Genomic DNA, 15,998 nt, shown 5'->3' on the forward strand with positions numbered 1-15,998 from the left:
CGCGAGCACAGGTGACAAGCCTGAGTGTCGAGGCCCCACGCCGGCCCGAGTGTGACAAGCCTGAGTGTCGGCGCCGCGCCTAGGGTTGGACCATGACCGACTTCGACCGCGCGCGTGGCCTCATCGCCCGTTCGTCCCGCATCCTGGCGCTGACCGGGGCGGGCCTGTCGACGGCGTCGGGCATCCCCGACTTCCGGGGCCCCCAGGGGCGGTGGACGCAGGACCCCGACGCGGAGAAGATCTCGACGCTGTCGTACTACCTGGGCGACGAGGACGTCCGCCGCAAGGCCTGGCGAGCGCGAGCCTCCTCGGCGCAGTGGGACGCCTCCCCCAACGCAGGCCACCGCGCGCTGGTCGACCTCGAACGGGCGGGCAGGCTCTCGGGCATCGTCACCCAGAACACCGACGGCCTGCACCTGCTGGCCGGGTCGTCGCCCGAGATCGTCCACGAGGTGCACGGCAGCGCACGGACGTGGCGCTGCGAGGAGTGCGGGGAGGCCGGACCGATGGTCGACATGGTCGCGCGCGTCCGCGCCGGCGACGACGACCCGCGCTGCCCCGAGTGCGACGGCATCACGCGGGCCACGGTGATCCTGTTCGAGGAGATGCTGGATCCGACCATGCTCGACGCGTCGGTCAGACTCGCCGAGGAGGCCGACCTCGTGCTCGCGATCGGGTCCACGCTGACCGTCCACCCCGTTGCGGGCCTGGTCCCCTACGCGTTCGGGCACTCCGCCAAGGTGGTCATCGTGAACAACCAGGAGACGCCCTACGACTACCTCGCCGAGGCCGTCCTGCGCGACCCGATCGAGGAGGTCCTCCCCCGCCTCGTGGCCGATGCCTGAGGGAGACGCCGTCTGGCGGACCGCACAGCGCCTGCACGCCGGGTTCGCCGGCGACACCCTGATCAGGACGGACTTCCGCTGGCCCTCGCTCGCCACGACCACGCTCGTCGGCGCGCGGACGGTCGAGGTCGTGCCGCACGGCAAGCACCTGCTGCACCGGGTCGTGGTGACCGGGCGGGGCGCGGACGACGGCGAGTGGACGCTCCACTCCCATCTGCGGATGGACGGATCGTGGCGCGTCCTCCCCACCACGGACCCGCCGCAACGCTTCGGACGCCACACCGTCCGGGCCGTGCTGGCCACGGAACGGTCGACGGCGGTCGGTGACGCGCTCGGCATGGTGGACCTCGTCCGGACGCGGGACGAGCCCACCCTCGTGTGGCATCTCGGCCCCGACCCGCTCGGCCCCGACTGGGACGCCGCCGAGGCCGCCGCCCGCCTGGCCCGGGCGCCGGGAACGATCGGCGAGGCCCTCCTCGACCAGCGCAACCTCGCCGGACTCGGCACCATCTGGACGGCCGAGTCGCTTCACGCGCAGCGCCTGAACCCGTGGGCACCCGCCACCTCGCTCACCGATGCACAACTGCGAGGCCTCGTCGAGCGCGCCCACCGGCTGCTCACGGCGGCGATCAGGCAACCGATCCCGACGAGCACCGGCGACCGCCGTCCCGGGCGCGAGTTCGCCGCCTACCGGCGCCTCCACCAGGAGTGCCGACGCTGCGGGACGCCCATCGCGGCCGGCACCGTCGGGACCGCCCCTCAGCATCGGACCCTGTTCTTCTGCCCGTCCTGCCAGGGGTAGGTCAGTCGTGGGCGAGTCCTTCCAGCAGGCGCACGGCCTCGCCGACGTAGAGGTCGTGGTCGAAGTCCGGGTCGAGCGTGCGCTGGGTGAGCAGGCCCATGGCCTGCCCGACGGTCACGCGCGCGATGGTCTCGGCGCGGCTCGGGTCGAGGCCCTTCGCGTCCAGCCACAGCCGGACCAGGGCGAACAGGCCACGCCGTAGGTCGAGCACCTGGTCGCGCAGCAGCTTGCGCAGTTCGTCGTCGTGGGCCGAGGCCGCCCACAGCTGGACGATGAGGGCCGGTTCGAGCCTGCCCGAGGCGACCGCGTCGACGATCAGGCGGAACATCTCCCCGGGCGAGAGCTGGGCGCCGGCGTACTTCTCGGTCAGGTCCCGCAGCGGCTCCACCAGAGCCTGCTCCGCGACCGCCATCACGATCTCGTTCTTGCTGTCGAAGTGGTGGTAGATGCTGCCCGCCGAGGCGCCGGACGCCTCGCGGATCTTCGCCATGGACGCGGCATGCACACCCTCCGACCGGAACAAGTCGGCCGCCGCCTGGAGGATCGCTTCCCGTTTTCCACCCGCCACGGTGGCCAGCCTCTCACATGATCAACTACAGTATGTCGTACTAGAACGATCGTTCGGTATGGGGGGACTTGATGGTGGCCATGTCACTGGGTCTCGACATCGGCTCGACGACGGTGAAGGCCGTCGTCCTCGACGGCGACGCGGTGGTCTTCTCCGACTACCGCCGGCACAACGCCGACGTCCGGCGCGAGATCCGCAACCTGCTCGCCGACATCGACCACGCCTTCCCGTCCCGGCCCGTCGTGACCGCCGTCACCGGCTCGGGCGGGCTCCAGGTCGCCGAGATGCTCAAGGTGTCCTTCGTCCAGGAGGTCGTCGCGGCCACCGAGGCGATCGAGCGCCGCCACCCTGAAGCGGACATCGTCATCGAGCTCGGCGGCGAGGACGCCAAGATCACCTACCTCAAGCCCAGCCCCGAGCAGCGCATGAACGGAACGTGCGCCGGGGGCACGGGCGCCTTCATCGACCAGATGGCCTCGCTGCTCCACACGGACGCCGCGGGCCTCAACGAGCTGGCGGCCCGGTACGAGACCCTCCACCCGATCGCCTCCCGCTGCGGCGTCTTCGCCAAGACGGACGTCCAGCCCCTGCTCAACCAGGGCGCCCACCACACCGACATCGCGGCGTCCGTGTTCCAGGCGGTCGCGACCCAGACCATCGCGGGCCTCGCGTGCGGGCGCCCGATCAGGGGCAACGTCGTGTTCCTCGGCGGGCCCCTGCACTTCCTCCCTGAACTGCGCGAGGCGTACCGGCGCGCACTGGAGCACCAGGTCACCTCCTTCACCACCCCGGAGCGCGCCCAGCTGTACGTGGCACTCGGCGCGGCCATGCTCGCGAGTGGACGCGACGTGTTCGCCTCCCAGCTCGTCGACGCGCTCGACAGCCGGGCGGGCGCCGGCACCCCGGTCAGCAGGGCGATGCGCCCCCTGTTCGCGGACGACGACGAGCGGGTGGCCTTCGAGGCCCGGCACGCCCGGGCGACCGTCCCCCAGGGCGACCTCGCCGCGGCCGACGGGCCCCTGTTCCTCGGCATCGACGCGGGCTCGACGACGATCAAGGCCGTCGTCCTCAGCCAGGACGGCACGATCGTCTTCTCCCACTACGCCTCCAACCAGGGCGACCCCATGCCGGCGGCGGTCACCATCCTGCGACGCGTCCGGGAGGCGTTGCCCCCGGGCTCCCACCTCGCCCGCGCGTGCGTCACCGGCTACGGGGAGAGCCTGATCCAGGCCGCGCTGCGCGTGGACGACGGCGAGATCGAGACGATGGCGCACTACCGGGCCGCCGAGCACCTCGCCCCCGGGGTGACGAGCGTCATCGACATCGGCGGCCAGGACATGAAGTACCTCAAGATCAAGAACGGTGTCGTCGACTCGATCTCGGTCAACGAGGCCTGCTCGTCCGGCTGCGGCAGCTTCCTGCAGACGTTCGCCGAGACGATGGGCACCGACGTCCGGTCGTTCGCACGGGCCGCCCTGCAGTCGGAGGGGCCCGTCGACCTCGGCTCGCGCTGCACGGTCTTCATGAACTCCTCGGTGAAGCAGGCCCAGAAGGAGGGCGCCGCGGTCGGCGACATCTCCGCGGGGCTGTCCTACTCCGTCGTCCGCAATGCGCTCTACAAGGTGATCAAGCTGCGCTCGCCCGAGCAACTCGGCGACAAGGTCGTCGTCCAGGGCGGCACGTTCCTCAACGACGCGGTGCTGCGTGCGTTCGAGCTGCTGACCGGGCGCGAGGTCGTGCGGCCCGACATCGCCGGCCTGATGGGCGCGTACGGCGCGGCCCTCACCGCCCAGCGCAACTGGACACCGGGCGAGCACTCGTCCCTGTTGGAGCTCGACGAGCTCGAGGGCTTCAGGGTCGAGACCGAGCGCCGCACCTGCCCGCTGTGCCAGAACCACTGCGGCCTGACGGTTTCGCACTTCCCGGACGGGACCCGCCATGTGAGCGGCAACCGATGCGACCGCGGGGCATCGGAAGAGGCCAGGCCGCAGAAGACCGAGATCCCCAACCTCTACGACTACAAGTACAAGCGCGTGTTCGCCTACCGCCGCCTGACCGACGCCAAGGCCCACCGCGGTGCGATCGGCATCCCTCGGGTGATGAACATGTACGAGAACTACCCGCTGTGGTTCACGATCCTGACATCGCTCGGGTTCAAGGTCATGCTGTCCGGGCGCTCCAGCCACGAACTGTTCGAGGCCGGCATGGAGTCGATCGCGTCGGAGAACGTCTGCTACCCGGCCAAGCTCGCCCACGGACACGTCGAGTGGCTGCTGGACCGCGACGTGCGGACGATCTTCTACCCGTGCGTCAGCTACGAGCAGAAGGAGTTCGCGAACGCCGACAACCACTACAACTGCCCGGTCGTCGCGTTCTACCCCCAGGTCGTCGCGAAGAACATGGACCGCCTGCGGGAGCCCGGCGTGCGCTACCTCGACCCCTTCGTGAACCTCGCCGCACCGGCGAAGCTCGCCGAGCGGCTCGTCGAGATCTTCGAGTGGGCTGAGGTGAGCCTCGAGGAGGCGCAGGAGGCGGTCCGTCTCGGCTACGCCGAGGACGCCCGGGTCAAGGCCGACATCGCCGCCGAGGGGCGACGCGCTCTCGAGTACATGGCCGACAAGGGCATCAAGGGGATCGTGCTGGCCGGGCGTCCTTACCACATCGACCCCGAGATCCACCACGGGATCCCGGAGATGATCAACCAACTGGGCATGGCCGTGCTCAGCGAGGACGCGATCTCCGCCTCCCTGGCCGCGACCGGCGACGGGCTTGCCCCCCTGCGCGTCATGGACCAGTGGAGCTACCACGCGCGGCTCTACCGCGCCGCCGGGTACGTCCGCTCCGAGCCGACGCTGCAGATCGTGCAGCTCAACTCGTTCGGGTGCGGGCTGGACGCCGTGACCACCGACCAGGTGCAGGAGATCCTCGAGGCCGCGGACGACGTGTACACCGTGCTGAAGATCGACGAGGTGTCCAACCTCGGCGCGGCCCGGATCCGCCTGCGCTCACTGGCGGCCGCCACGGCGGAGCGGCGCCGGTCGGCCACCGTCGTCACCTACGACCCGGACGCCGTGGGCGACCGCTTCCCGGTGTTCGACAAGCAGGCGCGCAGGACGCACACGCTGTACGCCCCGCAGATGGCGCCACTCCACTTCCGGCTGCTCCTGCCCGTCCTGCGACGCGTCGGCTACGACGTCCACCTGCTCGAGCACGCCTCGGCGTCCGACGTCGAGGTGGGCCTGCAGTACGTCAACAACGACGTCTGCTACCCGGCGATCATGGTGATCGGACAGCTCATCAACGCGTTCATCGAGGGCGGGGGCGACCCGGACACGTCGTCGGTCATCATCACCCAGACCGGCGGCATGTGCCGGGCGACGAACTACGCCGGCATGCTGCGCAAGGGCCTCAAGGACGCCGGGTTCGCCCAGGTACCCGTGCTCGCCGTCTCAGCCCAGGGCCTCGAGGAATCGCCGGGCTTCAAGCTCACGCCGGGGATGCTCCACCACGCGATCCAGGCGATCGTGGTGGGTGACGTCCTGCAGAACGTGCTGCTGAGGACGCGTCCGTACGAGGCGGTGCCCGGCTCGGCCGACGCGCTGTACCGCCACTGGGACAAGGTGGCGGGCGAGTACTTCGCCTCCGGCTGGTCGGCCACGCACGGACGCCGCCTCGGCTACGGCTCGCTGGTCGAGAAGATCGTCGCCGCCTTCGACGCCCTCGCGTTGCGCGACGAACCGCGCCGTCCTCGCGTGGGGCTGGTCGGCGAGATCCTGGTGAAGTTCCAGCCGGACGCCAACAACGACGCGGTGCGAGTCATCGAGTCCGAGGGCTGCGAGGCCTCGCTGCCGGGGCTGCTGGAGTTCTTCCTGATGACCATGACCTCCGCCCGGTGGCGCCTGGACAACCTCGCGCTGGGCTCACCGCGGTCGGTGCGCCTGCAGCAGGGCATCGTCTGGCTGATCGAGCAGTACCAGCGCGCGGCCGTGAAGGCCTTGCGTCGCACGGGGAAGTTCGCGGTGCCGCACCCGATCAACGACCTGGCGAAGCGGGCGGAGTCGGTCATCTCCCTGGGCACCACCGCCGGCGAGGGCTGGCTGCTGGTCGCCGAGATGATCGAACTCATCGAGGACGGCTGCCCGAACATCATCGTCGCCCAGCCGTTCGCGTGCCTGCCCAACCACGTCGTCGGCAAGGGCATCTTCCGCGAGTTGCGGCGGTTCTACCCCCAGGCCAACGTCGTCTCGATCGACTACGACCCGGGCGCCTCCGAGGTGAACCAGCTCAACCGCATCAAGCTCATGGTGGCGACCGCGCACAAGAACGCCGGGCGGATCAAGGCCGAGCCCACCGGTCCGCGGGCCCTGCCCATCACCCCGGTGAAGGAGCGGGCGCGGGTCTGAGGCCGACGGGCCGCACTCCGGGGACGGGGGGCGGTCAGCCGACCATCGCTGCGCGGATCCGGCCGATCATGGCGATCCGCTCGGGCACCGACGCCTCGGCCGGCGCCTGGATCTTCACGCCCCGGTACTCCTCGCGTCCGCCAGCCGCGGCGATGCACTCCGCCACCCGGGCGGGCGTCATGAGTGAAGCCGGCTCATCGGTCGACAGGGGCAGGTGGACGTCGGCCCACGGGGTGCCGTACGCGGTGGCCTCCGGTCCCGTCCCGGAGAACATCACCCCGGCCAGGAGCCCCGCCGCAGCCGCCGCCGCGACGTGCTCGCGCGCGCTGGCGGGGTCGTGGGTCTCGAGGACGGAGCGCCCCCAGTTGAGGGTGAGCCGGGCGCCCGTCTCGGCAGCGGCGCGCAGTTCATCGGCCAGTGACAGGAATCGCTTCTCCCCCGGGCCGACACCGGCCGCCGCGTCACAGTGCTCGATCACCAACCCGATCCCGGCGGCCTCGAGGGCCGGCGCGAGCTCGCCCAGCGAGCGCACGAACGCCCCCGCGTCCGCCGCGTCGGTCGGTGCCGAGTGGACCTCCACCCAGCGCACGACCCGCACACCGGCATCGGCGTGCAGCCGCTCGATCGCCGCCAGCGCCTCGCCCACGTAGGCCAGCGCCGCGGCCCGTCCGGCCACATCCCCCGAAGCCAGGCCGAAGGTCGGATCCTCGGCGATGCGCCCCATCGTGCCGGGGATCAGGGTGACGACGGAGTCGCCGAACCGGGCGACCTGTCCGGCCAACCAGGCGGGGTCGGCGTCGAGCGACCCGCGGAACGGGATCTCCAGCCCGGTCACCCACGAAGGCAGGGCGGCGTAGAACTGCTCCCGCCCGGCCCGGTCGGCGGGAATCCCGGCGTAGGCCCCCACCACGAACGGAATCGTCACAACCACTCCCCTCCGAAGAGCACGCGCTCCACCGACCAATCCTCCCCGAACACGACCGCGTTCGCACGGGAGCCGGGGACGAACTCGCCGACGCCGTCCAGCCCGAGGTAGCGGGTCGGGTTCAGCGTGGCGGCCCTCAGCGCCACCTCGGGGGGGACACCCGCCTCGATCGCGCCGCGCACCGCCTGCGCCAACACCAGGGTCGAACCCGCGATGGTGTCGGTGCCCGCGATGCGGGCGACGCCGCCCCTGACCTCGACGGGCAGGTCCCCCAGCACGTGGTCACCATCGGCGCAGCCCGCCGCGGACATGGCGTCCGTGACGAGGACGACGCGGTCGCTGACCGACATCACCCATGCGGCCAGCTCCGACCTCAGGTGGACGCCGTCGACGATGAGCTCGCACCAGACCCGGTCGTCCTCCAGCAGGGCCAGGATCGGCCCGGGCTCGCGGTGGTGGAGGCCCGGCATGGCGTTGAAGAGATGGGTCGCGCCGGTGACACCGGCGTCGATGGCCCCACGCGCCTGCTCGTACGTGCAGTCGGAGTGGCCCAGCGCCGCCACGACACCCCGCTCGGCCAGGAGTCCGACCGACTCCAGCGCTCCCGGCTTCTCGACGGCGAGCGTCACCATGCGGACCGCGCCGCCCCCCGCCTCGAGCAGGTGGAGGACCTCATCGGGCTTCGGGTCGCGCAGCTTGTCGGCCGGGTGGGCACCCTTATAGGACCCGGCCAGCCATGGCCCCTCGAGGTGGATCCCCGCGAGCGAGCCGTCCCGCACGCGCTCGGCCAGGAGCCGCACCTGACGCTCCAACTCGTCCAGCGACTGGGTGACCGTCGAGGCGATGATCGTGGTCGTGCCCCCCGCGCGGTGGGTCGCGAGGACGGCGTCCGGATCCTCGGGGAACGAGGAGCCGCCACCGCCGTGGCAGTGCACATCGACCAGCCCGGGCGTGAGGGTGACGTCACCGAGGTCGATGACGTCCGAGTCGGTGGCCGGGGCATCGTCGGGTCCGGCTTCCCGGGCCTCGACCACCCGGTCGCCGTCGATGACGAGTTCGCCGGGAGTGAGCATCTCCACGCCGGTGAAGACGCGGGCAGCGCGCAGGCGGGGCATCAGTCCTGCCCGTAGCCCTGCCAGCCCGGCTTGTGGTCCTTGGCCCAGCGGTAGTAGGGCGTCATGGTGAGCTCGGACGCCGCCAGTTCGTCGACGACGACCGTCGCGTAGCGGTGCATCTGCAGGATCGACCCCGGAACCATCGCGGTGATCGGGCCCTCCACGAGGGCGGCGATCGCCGAGGCCTTGGCGGCGCCCGTGGCGACGAGGACCACCTCGTCCGCCTGCATGATCGTGCCCAGCCCCTGGGTGAGGCAGTGCACCGGAACCTGGTCGAGGGAGTCGAAGAAACGCGCATTGTCCTCGCGCGTCCGCGGCGTCAGGGTCTTGATGCGCGTGCGTGAGGCCAGCGACGAACTGGGCTCGTTGAAACCGATGTGGCCGTTGGCCCCGACGCCCAGGATCTGGATGTCGATGCCCCCGGCGTCCACGATCGCCTGTTCGTAGTCGACGCAGGCCTGTTCGATGTCGGCGGCCCGTCCATCGGGGACGTGCACTCTCGCGGGATCGAGCCCCAGCGGCTCGGTGACGGTGCGGCGGATCACCGCGGCGTAGGACTCGGGGTGCCCCTCGGGCATGCCCACGTACTCGTCCAGGGCGAAGCCGGTCGCCTGCGAGAAGTCCAGCTCCCCCGCGGCGACCATTTCCGACAGCCGGGCGTAGAGCCCCAGAGGCGACGAGCCGGTGGCCAGCCCGAGCACCACCGTGGGTCCGACACGCCGGGCCACCTGGGCGACGGTGTCGGCTGCGACACGCGCGACCTCGTCCACGTCCGGGCAGATGATGATTTCCATGGCTCTCTCCTCGTGAGGCGTCGACAGTGCGCGTCAGGACGCCCAGGACGTCAGCATGCGCAGGATGGGTTCGTAGTGGGCTCGGACAGCATCTTGGTAGTCGGCGAGGTCCCCGGCCAGAGCGGCGTCCAACAGGCGCTCGTGGGCCAGGGCCGTCGCGTGCAGTTCGCGCTGGGGGGCCGCGCCGAGCGACGGGCCGACCGTCATGTGGATGTCCCAGAACGCCGCCACGAGCTGGCCGTACAGCCCGTTCCCGAGGCGCTCGGCCAGACGCAGGTGGAAGAGCCGGTCCTCCTCGGGGAACTCCTCGTGTCGTTCGGCCTTCGCCTTCATCAGGTCCACGCACTCGCGGAGGTCGTCCGTCTTCCCCTGGGCGAGCCGTTCCACGACCTGGGGGGCGAGGCTCATGTCGAGGCCGGACCGGACCTCGACGATCTCCCGGAGGACGGCGTTCCCCTCGCCCGGCATCAGGACTCCCCGGAAGACCATGCCCTCCACGAGGGGCCTGAGTGAGAGGTGTCCCACGAACGTCCCGGTGCCATGACGCACCTCGAGGATGTCGAGGGCCACCAGGGTGCGGACCGCTTCCCGGACGCTGGAACGCGACACGCCCAGCTCCTCGACGAGCTCCGCCTCGGTCGGCATCGGATCACCGGGGTGCAGGCCACGGGACAGGATCAGGTCCTTGATCCCCCGCGCCGTGGCGCTCGTCCCGTCACGATAACGATCCGGCTTCATGGTTGCTCCCTTGTACTCGTCCATGCCTATAATGGCACAACGTCAGACATCCGACGTCCGACATCATAGGAGATTTCAATGGAGAACCTTCCGGGCACCACGCGTCGTGGATTCCTGCGGCTGGTCGGCGCGATGGGCGCCGCCGCCACGCTGAGCGGCACGCTCGCCGCGTGCTCCACCGGGTCGACCCAGACCGCCGCTCCGGGTGCCGGCGCCACCACCGCCGCGGCGACTGCCGGCGCGGCAGCCACCGGCAAGATCGTCGCCGCCATCAGCTACCAGCTCGGCACCAACGGCTACGACCCGATGACGACGACCTCCGCGCTCACCCAGGCCGCCAACTGGCACACCATGGAGGGCCTGACCGAGCTGCACCCGGCGACCCGCAAGGTCTACGCCGCCCTGGGTGCCGACATGCCCAAGAAGGTCGACGACACGACCTACGAGGTCACCCTCCGCGACGGCGCGGTGTTCCATGACGGCAGCCCGGTCACCACCGACGACGTGGTGTTCTCCTTCGCCCGCGTCCAGGACCCGGCCAACAAGAGCCTCTTCAACTCCTTCATCCCCTTCCTCGACAAGGTCGAGAAGAAGGACGACAAGACCGTCACCGTGAAGCTGAAGTACCCGTTCTCGCTGGTCGCCGAACGCCTCACGGTCGTGAAGATCGTCCCGAAGGCCGCCGTCGAGAAGGACCCCAAGGCCTTCGACCTCAACCCGGTCGGCTCCGGTCCCTACAAGATGACCGACAACGGCGCCGCGTCGCAGAAGGTCGTCTTCGAAGCCTTCGAGGGCTACACCGGTCCGCAGCCGGCCCGCGCGAAGAGCATGGAGTGGCAGGTCATCCCCGACGACTCGACCCGCACCAACGCCCTGACCTCTGACTCCGTCCAGGCCATCGACTCGGTGCCGGCGGCCAACCTGGCCACGCTGGCGTCCACCAAGTCGGTCGCCGCCCAGCAGGGCTTCGGCCTGCTGTTCGCGCTGTTCAACTGCGGCTCGGGCCCGATGGCCGAGGTCAAGAACCGCCAGGCGATCATGTCGGCGCTCGACTACGACAAGATCTGCAAGGTCGGCATGTCCGACCTCGCCACCCCGGCGACCTCGTTCGTTCAGAAGGAGCACCCCGCGTACAAGGCCGCCAAGGCCCAGTACGTCGGCAAGGCCGAGCAGGCCAAGGCGCTGCTCGCCGAGACCGGCCTCAAGGAGGTGCGTGTGCTCGCGTCGAACCACGGCTGGTTCGCCGCGGTTCGCCCGATGATCAAGGAGTCCCTCGAGGCCGTCGGCCTGACGGTCAAGTACGAGGAGAAGGCGTCCGCCGACGTGTACAACACGATCGACAACGACCCGAACTCCTACGACGTCGTCATCGCCCCCGGCGACCCGTCGGTCTTCGGCGACGACGCCGACCTGCTGCTGCGCTGGTGGTACGCCGGCGACACGTGGACCGAGAAGCGCATGCACTGGAAGGGCCAGGAGTCCTGGGCCAAGGTGCAGGAGCTGCTCGACAAGGCGTCCAAGGCCACGGGCGACGCCCAGAAGCAGGCGTGGTTCGAGATCTATGACGTGGCGTCCGAGGCGCTGCCGATGTGGCCGATCTTCCACCGCAAGTCGCCGACGGCCTTCGACCCGAAGACCCTGGTCGACTTCAAGCCGATCGCCGTCACCGGCCTGTCCTTCGTGGGCGTCGGTTCCACCCAGTGATTCCCCGGGCGGCGCCGCGCGAGCGGCGCCGCCCCTCACCCCCTGGGCTTTCAAGACGCCCAGCCGCCAGGTGTGATTCATCCCGGTCGATGGCGATCCGACCATCTCCGTCGGCCCCGATGAGTTCCCCCTTCGCTAGGAGCGATTCCCCGTGTCCAACCTGTTCCGCCTGCTCGGACGCCGCCTGTTGGCGCTGCCTGTCATGGTTCTGGGCGTCACGCTGTTGGTGTTCTTCGTGATGGCCCTGTCCACGGCCGACCCGGCCATCCTCGCCCTCGGCGAGGCCGCGTCCCAGGACGCCCTCAACGCCTACCGCGAGGAACACGGCCTCAACGACCCCGTGTTCGTGCGCCTGGGCCGCTACCTCGCCGCGTTCGTCCAAGGTGACCTCGGCCAGTCGTTCACCGGTGTCCCGATCACCCGCCTGGTCATGGACGCCTTCCCGATCACCCTGCAGCTGACCTTCCTGGGTGTCCTGCTGGCCGTGGTGGTGTCGCTGGTGCTCGGCGTCGTCGCCGCGCTCTACCGCGACCAGTGGCCCGACCAGGTGATCCGCGTCCTGTCCATCGCCGGCCTGGCCACCCCGTCCTTCTGGCTGGCCCTCCTGCTGATCCAGTGGCTCTCGAATGTGCCCGGCGGCGCCGGGATCTTCCCCGCCCTCGTCAACAACTGGATCCCGTTCAGCCAGGACCCGGGCGCCTACATCAACCAGATCACGCTGCCGGCGCTGGCCATCGCCGTCCCGGTCTCGGGCTCGCTGACCCGCGTCGTCCGCACCGCGATGGTCGAGGAACTCGACAAGGACTACGTGCGCACCGCGATCGGCGCCGGCATCCCCAAGCCCGTCGTCATCGCCCGCAATGTGCTCCGCAACGCGCTCATCACGCCGCTGACCGTGTTGGGCCTCCGCTTCGGCTACGCCATGGGTGGCGCCGTCGTCATCGAGATGATCTTCAACATCAAGGGCATGGGCCAGCTGATCTTCCAGGGCATCACCCGCAACGACGTGAACATTGTGATGGGCGTGACGATCATGGTCGCGGTCGCGTTCATCGTCATCAACCTCGTGGTCGACCTGCTCTACGTGCTGGTCAACCCCCGGATCAGGAGCATCTGATGCTGTCCGCCGAATCCAAGAAGAAGCTCCAGCAGCCGGGCCTGCGTTTCCAGAGCCTCCGCGCGCTCCCGATCGGCTCGAAGATCGCGCTGAGCGTGCTCACGATGATGGCCCTGATCGCGTTCCTCGCACCGGCCATCGCCCCCTTCAACCCCAGCGCCACGAGCCTCGTGCCGGCCGACATGGTCGTCATGAACGAGGTCGAGATCGCCGGCGTGGGCAAGACGCTGATCCCCGACAACTCCGTGCCGCCGAACTCGATGTTCTGGTTCGGCACCGACGACGGTGGCCGCGACATCTTCTCGCGCGCCATCCACGGCACCCGCATCTCGTTGATCGTGGGCCTGTCGGCCACCGCCCTGGCGCTCGCCGTCGCCGCGGTGCTCGGCTCGGTCGCGGCGACGTCACGCAAGTGGGTCTCCGAGGTCCTGATGCGCGTGCTCGACATCATCATGAGCTTCCCCGGCATCGCGCTGGCCGCCGTGCTCGTCACGGCCCTGAGCTCCCGCCTGCCGATCCTGCCCGTGGTGATCGTCTCGATCGCCCTGCTGTACGTCCCTCAGCTCACCCGCGTCGTCCGGGCCAACGTCCTGTCCCAGTTCGGCGAGGACTACGTGGCGGCGTCCCAGGTCATGGGTGCACGCACGTGGTGGATCCTGTTCAAGCACGTGGCCCGCAACTGCATCGCGCCGATCCTGGTCTTCGCGACCGTGCTGGTGGCCGACGCGATCGTGTTCGAGGCGTCCCTGTCGTTCATCGGCACCGGCATCACGTCGGTCAACACGGCCACGTGGGGCAACATGCTGAGCGAGGGCAAGACCCTGCTCCTGTCCGGCCACTGGTGGACGACCTTCTTCCCCGGCCTGTTCATCCTCATCACCACCCTCAGCCTCAACGTGCTGAGCGAGGGCCTGACCGACTCCTTGGCGTCCCCGAGGATCAAGCGCCGCGTCAACGTCCAGGCCGAAGAGGCCTCGATGAGCGGCGAGGGCACCGCGGCCGGCATCGCCGCCTCGCACATCGCCCAGGCCGACACCCTCAGGGCGCGTCTGGACGCCCTCCGCACCGCGGAGCTCGCCCGCAGCGACCGCCTGGTGCTCTCGGGCGAGGACGCCGCGGCCGCCCCGCTGCTGGAGGTGAAGAACCTGTCGATCCGATTCCCCAACGCCCACGGCGAGGTCGAGATCGTCGACCACGTGTCGTTCTCGGTGCGCCCCGGCGAGACCATGGGCCTCGTGGGCGAGTCGGGCTGCGGCAAGTCGATCACGTCGATGGCGATCATGGGCCTGCTGCCCAACACGGCCGTGTTGTCGGGGGAGGTCCTGTTCAACGGCGTCGACCTGCTCAAGCTCTCCCCCAAGGAGCACAACGCCCTCCGCGGGCACGAGATCGCGATGATCTACCAGGACGCCCTGAGCTCGCTCAACCCGTCCATGCTGATCAGCAGCCAGTTCAAGCAGCTGACCAGCCGCGGCGGCCGGCGCTCCGCCGAGGAACTGCTGGAGCTGGTGGGCCTCGACCCCGTTCGCACGCTCAAGTCGTACCCGCACGAGCTGTCGGGTGGCCAGCGCCAGCGGGTCCTGATCGCCATGGCGCTCACCCGCAACCCGAAGCTGGTCATCGCCGACGAGCCGACCACCGCGCTGGACGTGACGGTGCAGAAGCAGGTCGTCGACCTGCTCAACGAGCTGCGCACCAAGCTGGGCTTCGCCATGGTGTTCGTCTCGCACGACCTCGCCCTGGTGGCGTCCGTCGCCCACCGGATCACGGTCATGTACGCCGGCCAGGTCGTCGAGACCGGCCCGACGCTCGACCTGCTCACCGACCCCCGGCACGAGTACACCCGCGGCCTGCTCGGCGCGGTGCTCTCGATCGAGTCCGGCTCGGGCCGCCTGCACCAAGTGCCCGGCGTGGTGCCCAGCCCGCGCGAGTTCGTGGCCGGCGACCGGTTCGCGCCGCGCTCGTCGCACCCGACCGTCGGCCTGGACGTGCGACCCGGAATGGCCTCCGTACCCGGCACGGAGCACACCTACGCCGCCCATCCCGACTCCGCCTACGAGGAGGTTCTGCGATGACCGAGTCCGCACCGCTGTCCGGCACGGGGATGCCCGCCCAGGGCGTCCACCAGCCGACCGACGAACTCGTCCCCCCACCGCCCGCCGTCGAGTCGGACGCCGACGCCCGGGCCACCACGCCCGTCGTCGGCGCGCCGACGCTCGAGCTCAAGGGCGTCCATGTGATCCACAAGACCCGCACGGGTGGGCTGTTCAAGCCCGGCACCGTGCACGCGGTCAATGATGTGGACTTCCACGTCTCCCGCGGCGAGACCGTCGGCATCGTCGGGGAGTCGGGCTCGGGCAAGTCGACCCTGGCCCGCGTGCTGGTCGGCCTGCAGGCCCCGACCCGCGGGGAGGTCCTGTTCAAGGGGCGTCCACTGGGCTACGACCCGGCGTCCCGGCGCGAGCTGGGGCGCGCGGTCTCGGTCGTGTTCCAGGATCCGGCCACCGCGCTCAACCCGCGCATGATCGTCCGCGAGCAGCTGATCGACCCGCTCAAGGTGCACGGCATCGGCACCGAGGCCGAACGCGAGCAACGCGTCAAGCGCCTGCTCGGCCTGGTCGGCCTCCCCCAGTCGGCGCTCGACGTCCTTCCCCGACAGATCTCGGGCGGCCAGCGGCAACGCGTCGCCATCGCGCGCGCGCTCGCCCTGGAGCCCGACATCATCGTCGCCGACGAGCCCACCTCGGCCCTCGACGTCTCGGTCCGCGCGCAGGTGCTCAACCTGCTCACCGACCTCAAGGACGAACTGGGCCTCGGCATGGTCTTCATCAGCCACGACATCTCGACCGTCCGCTACGTCTCCGACCGCATGGCGGTGATGTTCGGCGGCCGGATCGTCGAGACCGGTCCCGCCGACCAACTCTTCAACCACCCGTCCCACTCCTACACGCGCACCCTGCTGGGCGCCGTCCCGTCCCTTCTGTGAG

The 15,998-nt window shown here is 70.1% G+C and carries 12 protein-coding genes; 7 read left to right on the forward strand and 5 right to left on the reverse strand.

The genetic code is table 11. The features are described 5' to 3' along the window. Positions 1-92: 92 nt before the first annotated feature. Positions 93-845 (forward strand): SIR2 family NAD-dependent protein deacylase, encoded by a 753-nt coding sequence (locus AC5YDA_RS07005; protein ID WP_496189857.1) that lies wholly within the window; start codon positions 93-95, stop codon positions 843-845. After that, complete coding sequence (locus tag AC5YDA_RS07010) at positions 838-1,647, forward strand: DNA-formamidopyrimidine glycosylase family protein (RefSeq protein WP_496189858.1); 810 nt, start codon at positions 838-840, stop codon at positions 1,645-1,647. Before AC5YDA_RS07005 ends, AC5YDA_RS07010 begins: the two co-directional genes overlap by 8 nt. A 1-nt stretch (position 1,648) precedes the next feature. Here AC5YDA_RS07010 and AC5YDA_RS07015 read toward each other — a convergent pair whose 3' ends face one another. After that, positions 1,649-2,215 (reverse strand): TetR/AcrR family transcriptional regulator, encoded by a 567-nt coding sequence (locus tag AC5YDA_RS07015; RefSeq protein WP_496189859.1) that lies wholly within the window; start codon positions 2,213-2,215, stop codon positions 1,649-1,651. 80 nt (positions 2,216-2,295) lie between these two features. Between AC5YDA_RS07015 and AC5YDA_RS07020 the strand changes: the two genes are divergently transcribed. Further along, on the forward strand, positions 2,296-6,618 hold the full coding sequence (locus AC5YDA_RS07020) for an acyl-CoA dehydratase activase-related protein (protein WP_496192915.1): 4,323 nt from the start codon (positions 2,296-2,298) through the stop codon (positions 6,616-6,618). A gap of 34 nt (positions 6,619-6,652) precedes the next feature. Here the strand turns inward: AC5YDA_RS07020 and AC5YDA_RS07025 are convergent, their stop codons facing one another. Genes AC5YDA_RS07025 through AC5YDA_RS07040 form a run of 4 tightly spaced genes read right to left on the reverse strand, consistent with a single transcriptional unit; the run spans position 6,653 to position 10,214 of the window. Then, entirely contained in the window at positions 6,653-7,543 is an 891-nt protein-coding gene (locus AC5YDA_RS07025) for a DUF4862 family protein (RefSeq protein ID WP_496189861.1), read from the reverse strand. Then, positions 7,540-8,658, reverse strand: a complete 1,119-nt coding sequence (gene nagA, locus AC5YDA_RS07030) for an N-acetylglucosamine-6-phosphate deacetylase (protein ID WP_496192916.1) — start codon at positions 8,656-8,658, stop codon at positions 7,540-7,542. The genes AC5YDA_RS07025 and nagA overlap by 4 nt, the downstream gene beginning before the upstream one ends. Next, positions 8,658-9,452, reverse strand: a complete 795-nt coding sequence (gene nagB, locus AC5YDA_RS07035; RefSeq protein ID WP_496189863.1) for a glucosamine-6-phosphate deaminase — start codon at positions 9,450-9,452, stop codon at positions 8,658-8,660. Before nagB ends, nagA begins: the two co-directional genes overlap by 1 nt. 33 nt (positions 9,453-9,485) lie before the next feature. Beyond that, the gene (locus AC5YDA_RS07040) at positions 9,486-10,214 is read right to left on the reverse strand and encodes a FadR/GntR family transcriptional regulator (protein WP_496189864.1); all 729 of its coding nucleotides are present in this window, start codon (positions 10,212-10,214) and stop codon (positions 9,486-9,488) included. Positions 10,215-10,268: 54 nt separating this feature from the next. Here AC5YDA_RS07040 and AC5YDA_RS07045 point away from each other — a divergent pair, with 54 nt between their 5' ends. From AC5YDA_RS07045 to AC5YDA_RS07060, 4 genes are all read left to right on the forward strand, one after another. Next, positions 10,269-11,894, forward strand: coding sequence for an ABC transporter substrate-binding protein (locus AC5YDA_RS07045; protein ID WP_496189865.1), 1,626 nt, complete (start codon positions 10,269-10,271; stop codon positions 11,892-11,894). A 151-nt stretch (positions 11,895-12,045) separates the two neighbouring features. Beyond that, positions 12,046-13,011: an ABC transporter permease gene (locus tag AC5YDA_RS07050; protein WP_496189743.1), complete on the forward strand. Its 966-nt coding sequence runs from the start codon at positions 12,046-12,048 to the stop codon at positions 13,009-13,011. Continuing rightward, positions 13,011-15,086, forward strand: coding sequence for a dipeptide/oligopeptide/nickel ABC transporter permease/ATP-binding protein (locus tag AC5YDA_RS07055; RefSeq protein ID WP_496189742.1), 2,076 nt, complete (start codon positions 13,011-13,013; stop codon positions 15,084-15,086). The genes AC5YDA_RS07050 and AC5YDA_RS07055 overlap by 1 nt, the downstream gene beginning before the upstream one ends. Beyond that, the gene (locus AC5YDA_RS07060) at positions 15,083-15,997 is read left to right on the forward strand and encodes an ABC transporter ATP-binding protein (protein ID WP_496189741.1); all 915 of its coding nucleotides are present in this window, start codon (positions 15,083-15,085) and stop codon (positions 15,995-15,997) included. Before AC5YDA_RS07055 ends, AC5YDA_RS07060 begins: the two co-directional genes overlap by 4 nt. Position 15,998 lies beyond the last annotated feature (1 nt).

Source organism: Propioniciclava sp. LT294, assembly GCF_059516005.1.